The following is a 21,417-nucleotide window of genomic DNA, read 5'->3' as shown; positions in this document are numbered from 1 at the left end:
ATGAGTTCAATAAATTCGCCAATTTTGACTAACCCTATTCAGACATGGAATAGTCGCTATGATAGAGACGATTACATTTTTGGTACGGAACCGAATCACTATCTTTTAAAACATAAAGCGTATTTTAAGGCGGGGATGTCAGCATTAGCTGTGGCTGATGGAGAAGGAAGAAATAGCGTCTGGCTTGCAAAGCAAGGCTTAATCACCACAGCATTTGACATCTCTAGTGTAGGTGTCGAGAAGGCATGCAAACTTGCACGGGCAGAAAATGTCGCAGTTAATTTTTCAGTTGCAGACTGCCAATCATGGGATTGGGGTGCGCAGAAATTCGACATTATCGCCGCTATATTTATTCAGTTTGCTGATCCAGTGATGAGGAAAAAACTATTTTCCCAAATGATCGGTGCGTTGAATCCTGGTGGGATCATCATATTGCAAGGATATACACCGAAGCAACTTGATTATAAAACTGGTGGGCCGGGTCTCATTGATCATTTATATACTGAAGATTTGTTAAGGAAAGAATTTAGTGACTTAGAGTTTATTAACCTCAGTGTTTATGATGCTGAGTTGAAGGAAGGTTTTCAACACGCGGGTTTGTCTGCTCTCATTGGTATGGTCGCAAAAAAGCAATGCTGAGATAAGCATCAAATGTTCTCATTGCAATTCAGCTTACGATGAATGATCTTCATTTAATTTTATCAAGTAATCGCAATTTTCGATAAAGCGTCCTCTCACTAATGCCAAGTTTGCGCGCCAATTCTGTTCGATTACCTTGATGATATTCAAGTTGTCGAAGCAATTCATCGCGCTCGACTTCTTGCAGTGATCTACCAGGTTGCCGCGATGTTTCGGTCACTTCCGTTTTCTGAGAATAATGTCGAAGGGGTGAGTTTGATTTTGTTTCTGTACTAATCGACCGTTCTACATGAGCACGTTCAATCAATGTACCATCGCTTAATAGTGCAGCGCGCTCCATAATGTTACGTAGCTCCCTAACGTTCCCTGGAAATGTGTATGTACTCAGATAGGCGAGGGCGGTTTCAGAAATGCTCATATGGCGTTGGGGGGACACCCTTGACAGAAGTGCAGTTGCCAGTAAAGGTATGTCTTCAACTCGTTGACGTAATGGTGGCAATTGTATTGGAAAGGTGCTTAATCGGTAGTACAAGTCCTCTCTAAATGTACCGTTAGCAACCATACTACGTAAGTCACGATGGGTCGCCGATACAATCCGCACATCAGTACTACGTAGCTCTGTACTGCCTACCCGCCTATATGTGCCGCTTTCGAGCAGACGTAATAGTTTGACTTGCATCGTCAGGGGAATGTCACCGAGCTCATCTAGAAATAAGGTGCCTCCACTAGCAGACTCTACGAGACCAATTCTCGAGACGTTAGCACCAGTGAATGCACCGCGTTCATGTCCAAATAGCTCACTTTCGAACAAATTTTCAGTCAAGCTGGCACATTCAACTACGACTAAAGGTGCTTTCGCACGTGGACTTGCTTCATGCAAAGCGCGCGCAAATAGTTCTTTACCAGTTCCAGACTCACCCTCCAAAAGGACGCTGGCACGAGATGGGCCGACGCGTGAGACCATTTCTAATGCTTGAAGAAAAACTGGTGAACGACCAATAATTGTTTGTTTAGATGATGATCCCTGATTAACTAGCAGTTCTTCCATTTTTTCAACGAAGTAGGCTTGTTCACCATTCTTGTTAAGGATTGGCGCAAGCTCAATGTTGACATAGGATTCACCTTTGGGTGTATGGTGCAAGTGGAGTACTTTTTCTCGGTGTCCTGATAGCTTTGCTTGCGCTAAAGGGCACACCTCACCGGACTGATCGCAAGGCGCGTTAAAGTGATGAGACACCTCATAGCAGGTCCTGCCGATAACAGATACTTTGTGCCCAAACTGTCGCCGGTATGCCGCATTTGCCGCGATAATCCGGTATTGATTATCGAACAGTATGTGGGGCTCCACTAACTCTTCGAGATAAGAGATCAGTTCTGGCAAAAGTTGGGACATAAATAGAGTTCCGAAAGATTGTGCAATAGATTGATGCTGCCATTATTGCATACACTGCCAATATGACAGCTAATAACTGCCATATTGGCAGCTTCGGGGCATTGCAGTACTATAACCTATTGTTTTTAAATAGAAATGTTCTCCAGTTTTTCTTGGCATGAAACCTGCATTAACAATAGATATGAAGCCAACACGTCGCCATCTCCGTTTTCATTTATTCATTGTTGTTCTACTAAAGTTGGTAGCGATAACGTTGATATGGTGGTTTTTTATACGAGATGAGGCAGTTGATGTTACCGCTGATTTCATGGCGTCGCGTATAGGTATCCCAGTAATTTCACAAGGAGCATCAAAGTGATTTCCGAACATTTGGTCGATCTTTCCCGGCTACAGTTTGCCGCAACCGCTCTATACCATTTCCTTTTTGTACCCTTAACCATTGGTATGGTGTGGTTACTTTTGATCATGGAAAGTGTCTATGTGATGACCGGCAAGGTCATTTGGCGAGACATGACCCAATTTTGGGGGAAACTTTTCGGTATTAATTTTGCGCTCGGTGTCACAACAGGTATCACGCTGGAGTTTCAGTTTGGTACTAACTGGGCGTATTACTCCCACTATGTCGGCGATATCTTTGGAGCGCCACTTGCGATCGAAGGTTTGATGGCTTTCTTTCTTGAATCTACTCTCATTGGACTGTTCTTTTTTGGGTGGAGCCGTTTAAGTAAGCCTAAACATTTGCTAGTCACTATGTTGATGGCTGTTGGGACTAATCTCTCGGCACTTTGGATTCTAATTGCTAACGGATGGATGCAAAATCCTGTCGGTGCAGAATTTAGCTACCTGACTATGCGCATGGAGATGGTCGATTTTTGGGCGGTAGTTTTCAATCCGGATGCCCAAGCTAAATTTGTCCATACTGTTTCCGCTGGTTATTTGACTGGTTCAATGTTTGTGTTGTCTATTTCAAGTTGGTACCTCCTGAAAAAGCGTGATATTGAATTTGCCAAACGTAGTTTTGGTGTCGCTGCGGCATTTGGATTGGCGTCAGCGCTTAGTGTCATTGTGTTAGGAGATGAATCTGGTTACACGGTTGGTGAAGCGCAGCAAACCAAGATGGCTGCGATTGAAGCGATGTGGCAAACAAAACCAGCACCTGCCGGGCTAACGCTATTAGCAGGCATCAATGAAGCAGAGCAAAAAAACGATTGGGAAATTGAGGTTCCCTGGGTGATGGGTTTAATCGGAACTCGCTCAATAACCAAGCAAATTCCTGGTATTCAGGATATTAAAATCAAGAACCATGAGCGTGTATTGCATGGCATTGTCGCAGTTAAAGCGTTAGAGGCGCTCAGAAAAAATCGTCAAGATCAAGACGCACTGAAATTATTTAACGCGAATAAAAACGATCTTGGATTCGGACTCTTGCTTAGAAGATATGTTGCTGACATGAATCAAGTTACGCCCGAGTTCGTCGACCGAGCAGTAAATGACACAATTCCACGCGTAACTCCCATGTTCTGGGGCTTTAGGATCATGGTTGGTTTGGGTTTCGCCATGTTGGCATTATTCGTTGTAGCGTTTTTAAGCACGATCAAAGCTGGTCAGCCGAAGCGCAGGTGGTTGCTAAAATGGGCGTTATGGATGTTGCCTGCACCTTGGATTGCTTGCGAATTGGGCTGGTTTGTCGCGGAGTATGGTCGTCAGCCTTGGACTATTTATGGCGTATTGCCGACGCATTTAAGTGTCTCAACACTCAGCGTCAATAGCTTATATGGATCGCTTGCTGGATTTATAGGTTTTTATACGATCTTATTAATTGTTGAGATGTATTTGATGGTTAGATTCGCGAGACAAGGCCCTGGTAGTTTAGGTACTGGCCGATATGAATTTGAGTCAGTGCACTCGTCACAGCCAAAAATAGAGAATATGTCAGGAGATGCAAAATGATTGACTACCCAACACTGAAAATAATTTGGTGGGTGCTTGTCGGCGTATTGTTGATTGGCTTTGCCATTATGGACGGCCACGATATGGGTGTCGGCACCTTATTACCTTTTGTCGGAAAATCAGACTTAGAGCGCAGAGTCGTTCTTAACACTGTCGGTCCACATTGGGAGGGAAATCAGGTTTGGTTTATTACTGGAGGAGGTGCAATTTTTGCTGCGTGGCCTTTGGTGTACTCCACTGCTTTTAGTGGCTTTTATTGGGCATTGTTAGCAGTACTTTGGGCCTTATTTTTACGTCCTGTAGGATTTGATTATCGTAGTAAGGTCCATAATCCAACTTGGCGCAGTGTTTGGGATTGGGGTTTGTTCATCGGCGGTGCTGTGCCTCCCCTGATTTTTGGTGTTGCGTTCGGTAATTTATTGGAAGGGGTGCCATTTCAATTCGACAATTATATGGCGTCCACCTACTCAGGTACGTTCTGGCAATTACTCAATCCTTTTGCATTGCTGGCAGGTGTCGTAAGTAGCGCGATGATTACTATGCAAGGTGGTGCCTATTTGGCGCATAGAACTGAAGGTGCTGTCCAGCATCGCGCTGTTAAAGGAGCTGTTATCGCCTCGATCGTTATGGTGGTCGCCTTTATGGCAGCCGGATTTTGGTTGCAGGAAATTCCTGGCTATCGGATTACATCGGTCATTGACCCCGCAGCACTTGCAGACCCAATGGGCAAAACCGTTGTTCGCGAATCTGGCGCTTGGATGAATAATTATCGCCTTCAACCTATGTTGTGGATTCTTCCGTTGTTAGCTACCACGGCAGCACTATTGACTGCTGCATTACTTTTTGCGAGGCGCACATTGATCGCATTTGTAACGTCTTCCCTAGCTTTAGTTGGTGTGATAGGTACGGCGGGGGCATCCATGTTTCCATTTTTAATGCCATCTTCAAGTATGCCAAATGCAAGCTTAACTGTTTGGGATAGTGTTTCAAGTCATCTTACGCTTGGTATCATGTTTTGGGCAACGCTGATTTTTATGCCGCTTATTATTTTTTATACGTCATGGGCATATCGGGTTATGCGTGGGAAAGTAACGATCGAGCAAATTGAGGCGAACGAACATAGCGCCTACTAATACTGATTAACGGAAACTAAAGAGTAGTTTAATTAAGGGGAATCAATATGTGGTATTTCGCTTGGATTCTAGGAGTTGGGTTCGCACTCCTATTAGCAATTATGAATGCGATGTGGGGTGAAAATGAAGAGGCACGAATTCAATCTGGCCAAGATGAGTGATCATCATGAAAGCATTAAAACATCCTAATTGGGACCGTCTGACCCAATTGTCGTGTCTGGCGATGGCGATTGTAATTATGTTGGCAGGCACGGCCTACCCGCTAGTTATGGTTAATTCTTCCGGTAAGGTTGATCATCGTTTTGCTTCTATACTCTTTTTAGCAATGAGTATCGGTTTTGTACGAGGTGTCGGCTTCATTCCGTCGATGAGGATACTGCGCTGGCTGCTGTCTGGTTGGACTTGTTTTTTTGTGATTGTCTTAGCGATCTTCTTAAAGATTTATACGTAAATTATGTATTTTCGCGTTTTTCATGATCAAGTATCGGGTCATACCAGCTATTTATTAGGCGATCTGGCTAATAGCGAGGCTATTCTTATTGATCCTAAAATCGATGATGTCGCGGTCACTGCCGCGATATTGAACGACCAACGATTACGCTTGAAGTCAATTCTTTTTACACATGAACATGAAGCAGCTAATGAGCCGAACGAGCGTGTTTTAATTGCGTACAGCTATCTCTATAACATAGCAGGTACACTTTTTTTGCCAGAAAATAGTGATGTTATAAAGTTCGGTAATGAGTATCTTCAACTTCTAAACACGCCTGGACATACCCTTAACTGTAAAAGTTTTCTCTGGCGTGATCGATTGTTTTGCGGTGATGTGTTGACTGTTGACGCTTGTCCTCATCAACCGCGCCCTGTTTCACCCAGTGACTTGTGGAATAGCGCCACAAAAAAAATATTTATGCTTCCAGCGGAAATTTTCTTGTTCAGTGGACATGCGAAGAGAGCGCAGTTTCTAAGCACTGTTCTGCAACAACGCCTGTGGCACCCTTGGTTTTCTGGGGCTACAAGAGACGCCTTTTTTGCTCGTATTGCAGCACCAACGAATGCTGTAGAACAAAGAAATAAATAGCTAAATACTGGTATGAATAGTAGATCATAAGACTTTAGGTGGCGAGCCTAAAATAAAAAATGAACCGCTCGGATCTTGTAGACGAATATCAAACCGCTATTTTCTCGCAACGGACACATGGTCTTTTCAGTACTCTCTGTTTCAGCTACCTAAACATCAGTTCGTTAGATAGTATGCAAATATGTGGCATCAATTCTGCAAAGAAAACACTCTTGGAGTGTGCCTTAGAGACTTACGTGCTTTTAATTATCTCGAAAAAGATCTATCGCTAGCGTAGTTATGTTACTCCGCCCACAAAGCTTTGGTTTATCTCCCGCTAGCTCCAAGATACCAGCTCTTTTAGTTAGTTTATCAAAACGGTAACCAACAATATCAAGTTACCTCATGTCATCACAGTAAATTAATCTGAAAATACACAAACATACTTTTTGTGCTGCATCACAATTTAACGGCTATGTGTAGATGAATTGTTGTTTAAATGTAGTGTAACGTTAGCTAGCTAATTCGCGTTAGATACTAGGTGCTAAGATGTAGCAAGAAGTGAATCAAAAGACCTTTGAGGATCTGAATTTAGCTTATTTTGCATTACGGAAAAATGAAAGGTCATCAGTGACGATTCTTTCATGGACTTTCATTATATAAAACGTAGTTGAATGAGATATTAAAGATGAGAAAAATATTTATAAACATGTTTAACTCGGCAATTTTTCGTCTCTGTGCGGAATTGATGTCCCAATTAAAATTCCCATTAAAAATTGTTCTTATTTTTACCTCGTTTTTAATACCGATAGGGTGGCTCTTTTGCACTTATTTAAGCACTGCAAATGAAAATATTGAATTTGTAAAAAAAGAGCGATTGGGAGTTCAATATGCACAATCTATTTTTCCAGCACTCGAACTTGCTGGTGTGTGGAGATACAAGACGCAAAATAAAGCTTTGGATGGTAACGGAACAGAGGTCGATGAATTACGTTCTGCATTCGAAAATTCGTTAAAAAAAATCGAGGAAGAAAATAGTAGGTCCGGTACTGAATTTGGGACTTCCGAGGCCATTAACAAAGTTCGAATTGCACTACAAAATGTAAAAACCTCTCAAGGAACTGCTGACGACATTTTTAAAACATTCTCGGAGTTGTCGCAATCTTTGGTGGACCTGTTAGGGAAGGTCGCGGATGGATCTGATCTTGTATTAGACCCAGAGCTACCTTCCTATTATTTGATGAGCGCGACACTAATTCGCGAGCCACAAATTATTTTAAATATTGCAGATTTGAGAGGATTAGGTAATCGAGGACTAAAACTCGGTACCACTACACCTGAGTTATCCCAAGGAATTCAACAACGGATAGCGGTCGTTCAGCACGAGATACGACTAAAGAAAAAGGAGCTTGGAAAAGTTATGGAAGCAAATAGTCCCTATTCAAAATTCATAACGATTATTCCAGAAAATGAAAATAATAAATTTTTTGACTTGATTAAACAAACTTTTCCTACTGGTCAATCAAACATCGTTGGGGATTCTGCGTTGTACATGGAAGTGGCAAATCACACACTCCAGGTTCACTTTTCCCAAGTTGAAAAAAATCTGCACGTCTTAGATCAAATTTTAGCTGATCGATATTCTTCTTTAAAACAAGGATTGTGGGTCGCAACATTAATCTCAATACTTAGTATCTGCGTTGCTGTTTGTTTGTTTGTTGGATTTTATAACTCAATGGCAGTCAGTTTTAAAAGACTAAGATCTCAGCTTATTAATATTTCAATGGGAGATTTGCGTGCTGAAATCGCAATTTCTGGAAACGATGAAATGACTAGTCTTTTAAAAGAAGTCAATAATATGCAGTTATCCCTTCGTGATACTGTTCGACAGGTTCAATCAGCAAGTGATCACGTCGTAAAATCAAGCGCTGAAATAGCAAAGGGGACAAAAGACCTTTCTGCAAGAACAGAGTCAGCGGCTTCGTCATTAGAGGAATCGTCTGCTGCACTTGAACAAACAACATCTACAGTGCAGATGACTGCAGATTCTGTTAAGCAGGCATCATTAATTGCAGTCGATAATGCTGTAACTGCAACGCGAGGTGGGGAAATAATGTCAAACGTGGTAAAGACAATGGAGAGCATTCAAGAAGCATCAAAAAAAATTAGCGATATTACCGGAGTCATTGACGGCATTGCCTTTCAGACAAACATTTTAGCTTTAAATGCTGCTGTCGAGGCCGCGCGAGCAGGTGAACAAGGGCGAGGGTTTGCAGTTGTTGCTTCAGAAGTAAGATCCCTGGCAGGACGGAGTGCTGAAGCTGCAAAAGAAATTAAACATTTAATTACTAGTAGCACTGAAAAGATTATCTCAGGTACTTTAATAGTTAAAAATGCTGGCGAAACCATGTCTGAAATTGTTACCAACGCAGATAAAATTAAGCACTTGCTAGATGAGGTTGCTACAGGAGCTCGCGAGCAAAGCTTGGGTGTTTCGCAGATTGGGGAGGCTATAAGTGAACTTGATAGGAATACACAGGATAATGCTGTACTGGTCGAAGAAACAGCCGATGCAGCTAATTCTCAGCAAAATATCGCGATTCGCCTAGCTGCACAAGTTGATGAATTCCGATTACCGGGTAATAAGTCCTCCGCTATGGTTGAAGGTATCGATATTGACGCGATCATAGATGGACATCGACAATGGAAAGTTAAGTTGCGTGACTCTATTGAGCTCCGTGAACAAGTTGATGTAAAAACATTATGCCGAGACGATTGTTGTTCATTAGGAAAATGGCTTTATTCTGATGGGCAAAGATTAAGTGGCCGTCAAAGTTTTAAAGCACTCGTTGAAAAGCACGCATATTTTCATCAAACTGCTGGTCAAATTGGAGCATTAATTAATGAGGGATCATATGATCTTGCGGAAGAACAACTTCGACACGGAACTCCTTTTTCGCAAGCCACCAGTGCGGTAGTTTTAATCTTGTCTGGTATAAAAAGGTTAGGTTTTGAGTGATGTAAATTTCTAGCTATCAGATCAATTGCAGCTAGCTCGGAGTTGGAGGAAAAATTTGAAGAGAAAAGCTAGTTGAAGAAAGTCGCCGATTTATTTTGAAGATCCTAGTTTGATGTTCAAAATCAGTAATTCAACGACTCGAGATAAATTTTAGCGCATGAATGTTGCATTAACATGGCTTATACGGTTATTCGATCCACTATATCAATTTATATAATCTGCACTTAGATTAATAACTAAAGTGCGTATCTCAGTTCAGGTCTAATTTGATTTTGTGGAATGTGAATGAACTAATGGCTAGCTTACTGCGATGGTCGATGATGGGGGCAACAGTGTTAGTAGCCGAAATTTGCCTCTATTTATACAAGATTGATCAAATCAACTGCAAATCGAAAATATGAGCGTATCTATATTTTGTTTTGAATGATTTAATAAAAAAGAGGTTTTCACAACAAAGTGAAAACCTCTTTTTTTGCGCGTTTATCTCTTAATCAGGAGAATTACCGTGAGAAATTCAAATTTTATTACCTCAAATCACTAAAAACTTTGCATAGGGATTTTGAATTTTCAATTACCAAACAGCTTTACCAGAACCGTCTTTGATTTGTGCTTTCCAAGATTTTTCGATCAGGTCAACAACGCTGGATGGCATTGGGATGTAATCGAGTTCAGTGGCCATGGCTGTACCATTTTTGTAGGACCAGTCAATGAACTTCAATGTTTCTTTGACTTTAGCTGCATCTGGTTGTGTTTTGTGAACCAAAACAAATGTTGCACCAGTGATTGGCCAGCTTGCTTTACCTGGTTGATCTGTCGATACGACAGCGAAGCCTGGTGTTTTATCCCATGCAGCACCTGCAGCAGCAGATTTGAATGTATCAGCGTCTGGAGAAACGAACTGACCTTCACGGTTTTTCAACTGTGTGTAGGCGAGGTTGTTTTTCTTCGCATAAGCAAATTCAACGTAACCGATGGAACCATTGATACGCTGCACGTTGGCTGCAACACCTTCATTCCCTTTGCCGCCCAAACCAGCTGGCCATTTCACAGCAGTGCTGGAGCCGACCACTTTTTTGAATTCTGCATTGACTTTGGACAGATAGTCAGAGAACAGGAATGTCGTGCCAGAAGCGTCTGAACGGTGAACAACGGTGATATCTTCTGTTGGCAGTTTAACGCCTGGATTGATTGCAACGATCTCTGCATCAGTCCATTTTGTTACTTTACCCATGTAGATGTCAGCGATGACTTGGCCAGTCAATTTCAATTGGCCTGGTTTGACGCCGTCGATGTGAACAACAGGAACAACGCCACCCATGACGACTGGGAACTGCAGTAAGTCTTCTTTGTCCAGCTCTTCCACAGTCAATGGCATATCGGATGCGCCAAAATCAACGGTGTTTGCTTTAATTTGTTTGATGCCACCGCCGGAGCCGATGGACTGATAGTTCAGGCTATTGCCAGTCGCTTTTTTATAGGCTTCAGCCCATTTGGATGCGATTGGGTACACAAAGCTCGATCCTGCGCCAGTGATTTCAGCAGCCATTGCAGAAGAAAATGTGAACAGGGTTGCAGCAGTAACGAGTGTGGTTTTCAAAAAGAATTTCATTGTTAAGTATCCTTAAACTCCAAACGTGGAGCCCCGAACCTTACAGAGGATTTATTACAAAACGATGACATAAAATGATAAATGAAAAATTATACATATTTAGGTGAAGAACAGATTTTTGTTGCTAGTTCTTGTCGAGGCAACAAATAGTTAGTAATTCCGACATATTATCAATGCTAAGAGCTAAAATTTTGATTAGATAAACTGTCGCGAAAAAATATGAAAATTCTGTTGGTTGAAGACGATGTGATGATTGGAGAAAATATCCAGATTGCGTTGGAAAGTGAATCTAATTTTGTTGATTGGCTCGATAACGGTATTGAGGCAGAAAAGTTGTTACTAAAGCATAGTTACGACGTTGTACTGTTGGACTTAAGCTTACCCCAGCGTGACGGAATTGAAATTTTAAATTCCTTGAGAAAGCGAGGGGATACCGTGCCAGTTCTGATTATGACTGCACGCGACACAGTGCCAGAAAGAGTGTCTGCTCTTTATGCAGGTGCTGATGATTATCTAGTGAAGCCATTTGATCTCGATGAATTGATCGCACGTATGCATGCTTTGGTTCGACGTTCATTCGGGCGCATTGATGCTTTGTATTGTGCTGGCGATGTGATTATCAATTCTGCCACTAGACAAGTGAGTAAAAAGCAAGAGCAAGTTATTTTGTCTTCAAGAGAATGGGCTATTTTAGATGCCCTAATTTCTAGACCGGGTGCGATTTTGTCACGAAGCCGATTGGAGGAAAAGGTCTTTGGTGACCTGACCGATATAGACAGCAACGCTATCGAAGTTTATATCCACGGATTACGGAAAAAGCTGGGGCAAAAATTTATAGTAAATGTGCGTGGTGTGGGCTATATGGTTGAGAAACAAGCATGAAATCTTTGCGGGTAAAGATTGTTTTAATGTTTGGCTTTGCTATTCTGCTTGCTGCAGCTTTGCAATTCACTACCTCCGTTAACGCCACTATTCATGAAGCAAATAAATTATTTGATTACCACATGCAACAGATGGCATTGGCATTGCAAGATAGCGATTTTAAACAACTTGACTCTAGAACTGTTTTAGGAATCGAAAGTAATAATTTTGATTTAGTAGTTCAAATTTGGGGAGCTGATGGTGAGCGGGTTTATCAATCCCGTCAATATAGATCGCTACCTAAGCAGGCTGAACTTGGATATTCGACAGTAACATTGACTAACGGTGAATGGCGCATATATGCCGTGAAGGCGCATGACAGAGTGATTCAGGTTGCGCAGAAAATGAACACACGGAGTCGCAGGGCGATAGCGATTGCTTTGAGTACATTATGGCCGGTGATACCAGTTTCGCTATTACTGTTTTGTGCTGCATGGTGGAGTATCAGTTCAGCGTTATCGCCACTCAATCGGATTGGTAAACAGTTAGCCGAACGCAAGGCTAACTCGACTGACACGGTTTCAGATGAGGGTGTTCCTCAAGAAGTATCTGCATTAGTTTTCGAATTGAATTCTCTATTGTTGCGAATAGCGCACGCAATGCAGTCCCAGCAGCGCTTTGTTGCCGATGCGGCTCACGAACTAAGGTCTCCAATTACCGCATTGCGACTGCAGGTTCAAAACTTATCCCGCGCTCGCGATGAGACTATGCATGAAAAAGCGATAGATCGTCTTCTTGGTGGTGTAGACCGCGCTTCACATCTCGTGGAGCAATTATTGATGATGGCGCGACAGGATCACAATTATCGAGGGGCGATTGTAATGCAGAAGGTTTCAATTATATCCGTGTTAAACCTCGCGTTTAATGACGTGCATATTTTCGCCCAAAGGAAAAATATTAGTTTGATACAAAATGGCGTTACTGGCTGTTTTGTATTTGGAGACCCGGAAAATTTGAGAGTAATGATACGCAATTTGTTGGATAACGCGATCAGATATATACCGGATTGGGGCACTGTAGAGATTTTTTGCGGTCAACAAGACAATGAAATCCTACTAAGTATTGATGATTCAGGTGATGGCATTCCAGAATCGGAAAGAAATCGAATTTTCGATCGGTTTTATCGTATTCCGGGCACCAGTAAAAATGGCAGTGGCCTTGGGCTCGCTATAGTAAAAGCGATCGTAGACATGCACAACGCAAGTATTAAATTGACTTCCTCTAAGTTAGGAGGGCTTAAAGTAGAAGTGATATTTCCTTCTGCACCGGGCAACGAATAACGTTAATATTTTTCGGCTTCGAGCCGTTTGTTCCTGAACATCGTCTATCGTAATTTTTTGTTAATAAGGGAAAGTGTTGACAAAAAATGCATAAGTTAATTTTTTTTAGCTAAGTGGCAGCTAAGTAAGATTCTGCATACTCTGGATTGCGCAACTACCTGCGTTCTTTTTGGAGAAGCACTATGAATCGCTACAGCAAATTTTCTCTCCTAGCCGCAGCCATCGCTGCTGGGTGCTCCATTGCCTACGCTGCCCAAGGCGGCATAGAAAATGATGTCATGTCAATTACTAAGGCTAAAATCCCGATGATTCAGGCAATCATGACTGCCGAGCAACATGCTAACGGAAAGGCTTTACACGCCGAGTACGAGAACTCTAAGCAGGGTTGGGTCTACGATGTAGAGGTCGTCAGTGATACCAAAGTCTTCGATGTGAGGGTCGATGCCGAGAAAGGTACGATTATTTACTCTGTGGAAGACAAAGCAGATCAAGATGACGACCATGACAAACAAGACTGACTAGACGCCATAAGGCCGAGTCGCTCCAGTTTTGTGACTCGGCACCGGAGACAACATGGAAGACAACAATCATGCACTATTTCTCTGGCTTAATGCACCAGAGCACCCAAGCACAATGCCGCTGGCTTTCGCTATTTTTTTCGCTGAGTATGCCATCTTAGCGCTTCCAGCCATCATCGGTTTCGGTTGGCTACGCGGAAGCGAACACACTCGCAAAGTTTTGCTCGAAGCGACCGCATCCGGTCTTGCAGGCTTGCTCATTAACCAGATTATCGGACTGGTTTGGCAACATCCACGTCCTTTCATGATCGGTCTGGGGCACACCCTGATTCCCCATGCGGCTGATTCTTCGTTTCCGAGCGACCATCTGACGCTCCTGTGGGCCGTCGCCTTTAGTTTCTTGATGTACCGCAGCCCGCGTATGGCTGGCCTAGCACTGGCACTATTGGGGCTGCCTGTTGCTTGGTCGCGCATTTATCTCGGCGTTCATTTTCCGCTAGATATGGTTGGCGCGTTCTTGGTCGCCGTATTGAGTACTTGGCTTGCATTTCGCGCGTTAGGCTTCTATATGCCTGTCACTTATATTCTTGCGATCCGCACTCATCGAGTCCTTTTTAGAAAGCTTATTCAAATTGGATTGGTCCGCAAATAATATGCCTAAGGCTGGCCTAAGTTTGGTCAGTCAAACTCGCTCCATAAATAACTAGTCTTTGTAGGAAAGAACTCAATGGATATCCTGAACACGCCTTCCGCATCAAACTGGCTCAATAAAGTCCCAGAAGTGACTTTTTCGTTCTGGGTTATCAAGATTATGTCTACGACTGTCGGAGAAACTGGTGCCGACTTTCTGGCTGTTAATGCAGGCTTCGGTCAAATCGCGACTTGTACCGTGACGGGCGCGCTACTGGCTGTTGCATTATTTATGCAATTGCGTACACCGCGCTACACGCCGTGGATTTACTGGCTTATGGTCGTGCTGGTCAGTGTAGTCGGCACCCAGATTACCGACCTACTCACTGATGGGCTAGGCGTGAGTCTGTATGTAAGCACGTCGGCATTTGCCGTAGCGCTAGCAGCGATTTTTGTGGTTTGGTTTTGGGTGGAACGTAGCTTTTCCATCCATGAGATTTTCACGCGACGTAGAGAGTTGTTTTACTGGTCGGCCATTCTCTGCACATTTGCATTGGGTACCGCGGCAGGTGACTTGGCGACTGAAGCGCTTGGCTTGGGTTTCACATGGGGAGCGGTGTCGTTCGGCACACTGATCGCTATCACCTATGCGGTATTCCGCCTAGGCGGTAACGCCGTACTGACTTTTTGGATTGGCTACGTCCTGACTCGCCCCTTCGGTGCCGCGCTCGGTGACCTGCTGACCCAGGCCAAAACTTATGGCGGCCTTGGCATGGGTGCCATGTGGACCAGCGCATTGTTCCTGACAGTGATTGTGATGTTGGTCGCCGTTGCGCAGTTCAGCATTGGCCGCCGCATGAATGCACAAGCCGCCGAATAACCTCTACCTAATAATTCAAGGAAAAATCATGCGTCATTTGAATTTGCTAACCCGTCCTATTGTTGCACTATCGGCTATCGCTCTCTTGGCCCTTGCGGCTGGATGCTCAAAATCCACCGACATCGGTACCGCAGGCCCTGCCGTAATAGCGACAAGTCAGACCACTTCCGCGCCGCAGGCAAAGCAGGCGTCCAAATTGGGGGACTTGTCTGCATTTCGGAACATTGCCGCAGACGTTGCCACCATAGTGGATAAGGGCGATCTAGCAGCGGCAAAGGCACGGATCAAGGACTTGGAGGTCGCATGGGACTCGGCGGAGGCAGGCTTGAAGCCTCGCGCAGCGGATGATTGGCACAGGCTCGACAAAGCCATTGATCCCGCCCTTAGCGCACTGCGTGCAGATGCCCCCAATCAAACCGACTGCAAAAAGGCTATAGCTGACCTGTTAGCCACTTTTGACTCGTTACAAGCGAAGCTCTGAATAGAGAAAACGAATCAATATGAATATTTCAACAGAAAAAGCCCTGAGCAAAGTTCCAGAGGTTACTCTCGTTTTCTGGATCATCAAGATTGCGGCCACCACGCTCGGTGAAACAGGTGGCGACGCCGTTTCAATGTCGATGAATTTGGGCTACCTGATTGGTACGTTTATTTTTTCAGCCGTATTTTTGGCTGCGGTCGTTGCTCAAATCAAGACTAATAACTTTCAACCCCTCCTTTACTGGACAACGATCATTGCAACCACCACAGTCGGAACGACGCTGGCTGATTTTGTAGACCGATCCCTCGGCATTGGGTATGCTGGTGGCTCGACCTTACTTATGGCTTTGTTGTTCGGTTCACTATTTGCATGGCATCGAACGCTAGGCTCAGTTTCGGTTAGCGCTGTAAGTTTGCCCAAGGCCGAAATGTTCTATTGGGTAACCATCATGTTCTCCCAGACTCTCGGGACGACGCTGGGCGATTGGACTGCGGATACGGCAGGATTGGGTTATACCGGCGGTGCCATTGTGTTTAGTGGGCTTTTGGTCTTGGTCGTTGCAGCTTACTATTGGACAAATGTGTCGCGAACCGTGCTTTTCTGGGCAGCATTTATTTTGACCCGGCCTCTTGGGGCCGTGGTGGGGGACTTTTTGGATAAGCCGCTAAGTTCAGGCGGGTTGGCCCTTAGTCGTTATTCAGCATCAGCAGCGCTTTTTGCTTTCATGCTCACTGTCATCTTGTTGTTCAAGCAACGTGCTGCTAGAACTGCGCATTGAGTATGCGGACTACAAATAGCCATTACAACCTTCAAATCCAGTCAAACATGAAAAATAACGTTTTTGTCCAATACGATAAACTGAGTAAAGCCTTCCATTGGGTTACCGCAATCATTGTTGTCATTGCATTCGTTCTGGGGCCCGGTGACTTTGGTCATTTGCTGCGTGAAGGTATTGACCCTGGCACAAGAATTGACATCGTATGGCACGAGTCTTTGGGCATCGCTGTATTTACGCTAACATTTCTGCGCTTGTTATGGATTGCAGTGCGTCCTGCTGCACCAAATGTTCAGATGCAGCCATGGATGCATCTACTCGGCCGACTAATGCACATTGCATTGTGGGGATTGCTTTTTTCCTTGCCGTTGACTGCGCTGTTGGCATTGGGAAGTGAGTCCAATCCTCTGACTTTGTTGGGCGGGTTTCGTATTGAAAAGCTGCCCTTGATCGCAGGCTCGCATTTGGCAAATCTTGCAGACTGGGGAGATGTACACAAGCTACTTGGCGATACCATCCTCTGGTTGGCTGGAATTCATGCATTGGCCGCACTGTTTCACCAATTTAAACTGAAGGATGGAGTCTTGTCCTCAATGTTGCCTTGGCAGATGAAGAGCAAATAAATCGGGCATCCAGTAATAGCATAAGGAGTTAGAGTGAGAGTATTGCTTATCGAAGACGACACCATGATTGGCGAAGCGATCCAAGGAGTACTGAAAGATGCTTCGTATGCTGCCGACTGGATAATGAACGGCCAAATTGCCCTCGGTACACTCGCTTGTCAGCACTATGACATGGTGCTACTTGACCTTGGACTACCCGGTAAGGACGGATTGGAGGTGCTAATGAACATTCGTGCCAAAGATTATCCGGTTCCATTGCTCATTATCACCGCTCGCGACGGCCTCGATGATCGACTGCGCGGCCTAGATGGCGGGGCCGATGATTATTTGCTCAAACCTTTTGAAATGGCCGAACTACTTGCCCGCATGCGGGCGGTGCTGCGACGTAAGGGAGGAAGCGCGACTCCCGTGCTCAGTAACGGTGTCGTGTCGCTCGATACGTCGACACGTGAGGCGGTGGTCAACAGCAGTGCCCCTGTGCAACTATCTAATCGTGAGTTCGCCTTGTTGCAAGCCTTGCTGGTACGCCCTGGTGCCATTCTTTCTCGTAGTGATTTAGAAGATCGAATCTACGGATGGGGTGAAGAGGTCGAGAGCAACGCTGTCGAATTCCTGATCCATGCACTGCGGCGCAAGTTGGGCGGTGAAGTCATTAAGAATGTCAGGGGGGTTGGATGGATGGTTTCAAAAAACGTTTGAACGAATCGGTTCAGCTCAAGCTATCATTTTCGTTATCGTTAGCCATTTTGCTCATTGCGGTGGTGGCGGGCATTTTCTCCTTCGTATCTGCATTCGACGAAGCTCACGAACTGCAAGACGATATGCTGCGCCAAGTTGCAGCGCTTTTTGATCGGCACCACCTGCCGCTTGTCCATTTTGGAGACGATGGCCGCGCCAAAGACAGCTATGAAGAGTCCCGCGTTATCGTCCAATATCTTGCGGATAGCGTCAATGTAGCCGGAAATAGAGATACGGGAGCACCTCTGACACTACCGATCACGCTATCCGATGGTCTGCATACGCTTGATGTCAGTGGTGAACCGTTCCGAGTGCTTGTCAAAACAACGTCTAGTGGCGAGCGGGTCGCCGTGGCACAAGAAACGGGTATTCGTGATGAAATTGCACGCGACAGTGCCTTGCGTACTTTGATGCCGTTTCTGATTTTGGTTCCCATCCTGCTTTTGATCGTGGCTGACCTTGTGCGCAAGATGTTTCGGCCCATCGATTCTTTGTCGGTAGAAATCGATCAACGCGCTGAACAAGAACTACATCCCATTGATGAGAACCATCTTCCCGCCGAAGTTCGCCCATTCGTGGTGGCGATCAACCGTTTGCTTGCCCGTGTTGACCATTCAATGGAAGTCCAGCGAAGGTTTGTCGCGGATGCTGCGCACGAGCTTCGATCACCTTTAACCGCCTTGTCACTGCAGGCGGAGCGACTGGATCAGGCGGACATGTCTGACCTCGCGCGTGAACGTCTCATGAAACTGCGCCGAGGTATAGAGCGTAGTCGAAACCTGCTGTCTCAACTTCTCACGTTGGCCAGGGCTCAGTCGGCGCTCGACCGACCCAAGTCGTCTGTATCGGTGCAGAGAGTTTATCGACGCGTGCTGGAAGACCTTATGCCTCTGGCAGAGTACAAGCACGTCGACGTAGGCGTCGAGGGAGAACAAGACGCCCAACTCTGGGTGAACGAACAGGACCTAGTTGCTATAGTAATGAACTTAGTCGATAACGCCATTCGCTACACTCCGGATGGAGGGAGGGTTGATCTCTCGGTCACCACGGGGGAACTTCACGCAGTAATACGAATTCAAGACTCAGGGCCAGGTATTCAAGCAACAGAACGAGAGCGGGTGTTCGACCCGTTCTATCGCACTGTTGGTAGCGATCAAGTCGGATCGGGTCTGGGTCTTTCCATCGTCAAGGCAGTCGCAGATCGGATTGGCGCTGAAATTCAACTAGAGTTCTCAGACAATGTAAGTCATTCTGGTCTCTTTGTGTCTGTGTCCGTCCCAATCTCTAATGCAAGGAACTAAGTTTTAACGTTAGAGCTTTAGCACTCTTGGATTATAAATTTAGGTATTTTCTTGTAATGAAATGTGTTCTTGTGATCATTTATAGATTAGGTGTCTCGCGGTTATTTCAAAATTTTATTTTTTATTACTTTAGATTGTTCTGAGTTACCTTGAATGTTAACTACTGATCGAGGATCAGACTAACGTCAAGTAAATTAAGAATAGTTGATGGTTTTTCTCTTGTGATTTGAAACTTTAAGATTCATCTAAGTTTACTAATGCAAACTAGGAAAGTCTTAAAGTGTACTATTTCCCAAAAACATTCAAATTACTTAAATTATCTTTTTATTAAAAGTATTCTAGAGGAAATTTCATTGCGTGCCGTTACCCAGCTCTTCATTTTTGCATCCGCTTCTGTCTTGTTAGCAGCTTGCAGCTCCCCAGTTAAAGTTGCTGAAACGCCTGCACCAGAAACACCTGTTGCAAAAGCACCTGTTGCTGATAATCGTGCAATTGCAACTGTCGTTACGCCATTCGTTGATCCACTTAATGACCCAAAAAATATTTTATCAAAGCGCAGCGTATATTTTGATTTCGACAAGTATGTAATTAAATCTGAATTCAATCCGGTGCTTGAAGCCTACGGAAAATACTTGACTGCCAATAAGACAAAAAAATCTTAATTCAAGGGAATACTGATGAGCGTGGTGGTAGTGAATACAATTTGGCATTAGGACAAAAACGTGCTGAAGCTGTCCGTAAATCTCTTGCATTGCTAGGTACGCCAGAGTCACAAATGGAAGCTGTATCACTCGGTAAAGAAAAACCAAAAGCAACTGGTAATGATGAAGCTTCATGGGCTGAAAATCGTCGTGCAGACATTATCTATTCAGGTAAATAATTCCTAGAGCATTGTGATTAGGAGTGCGCAGTGAAAATGAACCGTGCGCTCCATCGTCAGTTTGCTATCCCTGGTATGGAATTTGTGAGGATCATCGGTTGAGCGAAGCTAACTTAGAAAGCGTGATAAATGCTTTCGATGAACTAGCTACTCAGCATTACTGTTGATCTTATCTGGATACCAATAATGTTAAAACACTTAATTGGCTTTTGTTTGGTATTGCACATAAGTGGCGTTTCGGCAGTACAGTTAAATTCGCAACATGCAATTGTTGTTGAGGACGGCACTGGTAAAATTTTGTTAGAAAAGAATGCAACTGAGATCGCACCCATCGCATCGTTAACGAAACTAATGACAGCAATGGTTGTTCTCGACAGCAAACCTAATATGGATGAAATGATCTCCATAGAAAAAGCTGATCTCGATACCTTAAAACACAGTCTATCTCATGTGCCCATTGGTACCACCTTATCAAGAAGAGATGTTTTGCAATTAGCCTTGATGTCTTCTGACAATCGCGCGGCTGCGGCGTTGGCTCGCACTTATCCTGGAGGCAACTTAGCCTTTCAAAAAGCGGTTATCATCAAAGTAAAAGCCTTGGGTATGACAAATACCGTCATTAAAGAGCCAACTGGCTTATCTCCGGAAAATACCTCGACTGCTGCTGATTTAGTCAAAATGGCGTTCGCAGCATCACACTATCCAGACATATCTAACATCACAACTGATAGTGACGATACGATTGCTATCAAAGGACGCAAACGTCTATTTCACAATACTAATCGACTTGTAGGGAGAAAAGACTGGGATATTTTGCTATCGAAGACAGGTTTTACGAATGAAGCGGGAAATTGCCTTATCATGAAAATAAAGCTTGCACAGAAAAAAGCAACTTTAGTATTACTGAACGCGCGTACCAGTTCTTTACGTTTTGTAGATGCAATGAATATTTCGCGGTTGATAAGGAATAGCGGTGCTGCCTCGGTAATTCATGCTTCACTCAATCGCCATTCCGGTTCGGATAAGATTTAAGTAAACGGTTTGGGTTAGCTGCTCTGCTTCTAGATTAATTGCGTCAAGGCAAAAGAGAAAGCGAATCCTGTAAAAAATGATTAGATGGCATATACAAGAGTGACTTCAAAATTCGCAATCTTGGGTCAATTTTTATTCCTTGGCTAACGGTATGTTGAGATAACCTATTAATTTCTTCGAATAAACCGGTCGCCGTCAGCGTAGTGTTTATGTCGAAACAAAAGAAAATTTTAGATGTGTCGATGACTTGATCTAAATTTTCTACTGGAGGCATCAGGCGTAAATACGCATTTTTTATCCTCATTATTATTCCATGTTCATGTTGGGCTATAGGTTTTGGCAATTTTCATGGCCGTAATACAAAAAACGAAACTGTGATTCTTGAGATTGTTGAACGAGTTATTAATGAATATTCGTTGAGTGACCATTGAGCTTCCCTCGATAATTAGTTCACCATCAGGTGAATGTCATGCAGCGAGATTCTCTTGATTTTGTTTCTTCATCCAGTCTTCCAGATATTGAACGGGAGAGCGGTAACCTAATGTCGAATGCTGC

The 21,417-nt window shown here is 44.1% G+C and carries 21 protein-coding genes and 1 pseudogene; 20 read left to right on the top strand and 2 right to left on the bottom strand.

The window, feature by feature from the left end; genetic code table 11:
• Positions 1-639 carry a class I SAM-dependent methyltransferase gene (locus ACO0K2_RS10635; protein WP_423018537.1) on the top strand — a complete coding sequence of 213 codons (639 nt, stop codon included), beginning with the start codon at positions 1-3 and terminating at the stop codon, positions 637-639.
• Positions 640-688: 49 nt separating this feature from the next.
• On the opposite strand, the gene ACO0K2_RS10630 is transcribed toward ACO0K2_RS10635, so the two are convergent.
• On the bottom strand, positions 689-2,032 hold the full coding sequence (locus ACO0K2_RS10630; RefSeq protein WP_423018535.1) for a sigma-54 interaction domain-containing protein: 1,344 nt from the start codon (positions 2,030-2,032) through the stop codon (positions 689-691).
• Between the two features lie 157 nt (positions 2,033-2,189).
• Between ACO0K2_RS10630 and cydP the strand changes: the two genes are divergently transcribed.
• The 7 genes from cydP (at position 2,190) to ACO0K2_RS10595 (ending at position 9,194) form a co-directional block, all read left to right on the top strand.
• Positions 2,190-2,390, top strand: coding sequence for a cytochrome oxidase putative small subunit CydP (gene cydP / locus ACO0K2_RS10625; RefSeq protein WP_423018533.1), 201 nt, complete (start codon positions 2,190-2,192; stop codon positions 2,388-2,390).
• Positions 2,387-3,982, top strand: coding sequence for a cytochrome ubiquinol oxidase subunit I (locus tag ACO0K2_RS10620; protein ID WP_423018531.1), 1,596 nt, complete (start codon positions 2,387-2,389; stop codon positions 3,980-3,982). Before cydP ends, ACO0K2_RS10620 begins: the two co-directional genes overlap by 4 nt.
• Positions 3,979-5,115, top strand: a complete 1,137-nt coding sequence (cydB, locus tag ACO0K2_RS10615; RefSeq protein ID WP_423018529.1) for a cytochrome d ubiquinol oxidase subunit II — start codon at positions 3,979-3,981, stop codon at positions 5,113-5,115. The genes ACO0K2_RS10620 and cydB overlap by 4 nt, the downstream gene beginning before the upstream one ends.
• Positions 5,116-5,162: 47 nt before the next feature.
• A complete protein-coding gene (cydX, locus tag ACO0K2_RS10610) occupies positions 5,163-5,276 on the top strand; it encodes a cytochrome bd-I oxidase subunit CydX (RefSeq protein ID WP_423018527.1) in 114 nt (37 codons plus the stop codon).
• A gap of 5 nt (positions 5,277-5,281) precedes the next feature.
• Positions 5,282-5,566 (top strand): cyd operon YbgE family protein, encoded by a 285-nt coding sequence (locus ACO0K2_RS10605; RefSeq protein WP_423018525.1) that lies wholly within the window; start codon positions 5,282-5,284, stop codon positions 5,564-5,566.
• A gap of 3 nt (positions 5,567-5,569) precedes the next feature.
• Positions 5,570-6,196 carry a hypothetical protein gene (locus ACO0K2_RS10600; RefSeq protein WP_423018523.1) on the top strand — a complete coding sequence of 209 codons (627 nt, stop codon included), beginning with the start codon at positions 5,570-5,572 and terminating at the stop codon, positions 6,194-6,196.
• A gap of 667 nt (positions 6,197-6,863) precedes the next feature.
• Positions 6,864-9,194: a methyl-accepting chemotaxis protein gene (locus ACO0K2_RS10595; RefSeq protein WP_423018521.1), complete on the top strand. Its 2,331-nt coding sequence runs from the start codon at positions 6,864-6,866 to the stop codon at positions 9,192-9,194.
• Positions 9,195-9,765: 571 nt separating this feature from the next.
• Here the strand turns inward: ACO0K2_RS10595 and pstS are convergent.
• Entirely contained in the window at positions 9,766-10,803 is a 1,038-nt protein-coding gene (gene pstS, locus ACO0K2_RS10590; RefSeq protein WP_423018519.1) for a phosphate ABC transporter substrate-binding protein PstS, read from the bottom strand.
• Between the two features lie 219 nt (positions 10,804-11,022).
• On the opposite strand from pstS, the gene ACO0K2_RS10585 reads away from it, so the two are divergent.
• The 12 genes and pseudogenes from ACO0K2_RS10585 to ACO0K2_RS10530 all read left to right on the top strand — a co-directional run bounded on the left by ACO0K2_RS10585 (position 11,023) and on the right by ACO0K2_RS10530 (position 20,862).
• A complete protein-coding gene (locus ACO0K2_RS10585; protein ID WP_423018517.1) occupies positions 11,023-11,685 on the top strand; it encodes a response regulator in 663 nt (220 codons plus the stop codon).
• A complete protein-coding gene (locus ACO0K2_RS10580) occupies positions 11,682-13,004 on the top strand; it encodes an ATP-binding protein (RefSeq protein WP_423018515.1) in 1,323 nt (440 codons plus the stop codon). Before ACO0K2_RS10585 ends, ACO0K2_RS10580 begins: the two co-directional genes overlap by 4 nt.
• Positions 13,005-13,186: 182 nt before the next feature.
• Positions 13,187-13,522: a PepSY domain-containing protein gene (locus tag ACO0K2_RS10575; protein ID WP_423018513.1), complete on the top strand. Its 336-nt coding sequence runs from the start codon at positions 13,187-13,189 to the stop codon at positions 13,520-13,522.
• 55 nt (positions 13,523-13,577) lie between these two features.
• Positions 13,578-14,174 carry an undecaprenyl-diphosphatase gene (locus tag ACO0K2_RS10570; RefSeq protein ID WP_423018511.1) on the top strand — a complete coding sequence of 199 codons (597 nt, stop codon included), beginning with the start codon at positions 13,578-13,580 and terminating at the stop codon, positions 14,172-14,174.
• A 75-nt stretch (positions 14,175-14,249) separates the two neighbouring features.
• On the top strand, positions 14,250-15,032 hold the full coding sequence (locus ACO0K2_RS10565; protein WP_423018509.1) for a hypothetical protein: 783 nt from the start codon (positions 14,250-14,252) through the stop codon (positions 15,030-15,032).
• A 28-nt stretch (positions 15,033-15,060) separates the two neighbouring features.
• On the top strand, positions 15,061-15,513 hold the full coding sequence (locus tag ACO0K2_RS10560; RefSeq protein ID WP_423018507.1) for a hypothetical protein: 453 nt from the start codon (positions 15,061-15,063) through the stop codon (positions 15,511-15,513).
• A 19-nt stretch (positions 15,514-15,532) separates the two neighbouring features.
• Positions 15,533-16,291, top strand: coding sequence for a hypothetical protein (locus tag ACO0K2_RS10555; RefSeq protein WP_423018505.1), 759 nt, complete (start codon positions 15,533-15,535; stop codon positions 16,289-16,291).
• Between the two features lie 47 nt (positions 16,292-16,338).
• The gene (locus tag ACO0K2_RS10550) at positions 16,339-16,911 is read left to right on the top strand and encodes a cytochrome b (RefSeq protein WP_423018503.1); all 573 of its coding nucleotides are present in this window, start codon (positions 16,339-16,341) and stop codon (positions 16,909-16,911) included.
• A 33-nt stretch (positions 16,912-16,944) separates the two neighbouring features.
• The gene (locus tag ACO0K2_RS10545) at positions 16,945-17,610 is read left to right on the top strand and encodes a response regulator (RefSeq protein WP_423018501.1); all 666 of its coding nucleotides are present in this window, start codon (positions 16,945-16,947) and stop codon (positions 17,608-17,610) included.
• On the top strand, positions 17,586-18,950 hold the full coding sequence (locus ACO0K2_RS10540) for an ATP-binding protein (RefSeq protein ID WP_423018499.1): 1,365 nt from the start codon (positions 17,586-17,588) through the stop codon (positions 18,948-18,950). The genes ACO0K2_RS10545 and ACO0K2_RS10540 overlap by 25 nt, the downstream gene beginning before the upstream one ends.
• 353 nt (positions 18,951-19,303) lie before the next feature.
• Positions 19,304-19,830, top strand: a pseudogene (gene pal / locus ACO0K2_RS10535) (peptidoglycan-associated lipoprotein Pal).
• A 186-nt stretch (positions 19,831-20,016) separates the two neighbouring features.
• Positions 20,017-20,862: a serine hydrolase gene (locus tag ACO0K2_RS10530; RefSeq protein WP_423018497.1), complete on the top strand. Its 846-nt coding sequence runs from the start codon at positions 20,017-20,019 to the stop codon at positions 20,860-20,862.
• The last annotated feature ends 555 nt before the right edge of the window (positions 20,863-21,417 follow it).

Source organism: Undibacterium sp. MH2W, from assembly GCF_049340215.1.
Classification (GTDB): domain Bacteria; phylum Pseudomonadota; class Gammaproteobacteria; order Burkholderiales; family Burkholderiaceae_D; genus Undibacterium.
Note: the sequence above shows the minus strand (reverse complement) of the source record. Positions and strands in the feature narration are given on the sequence as shown.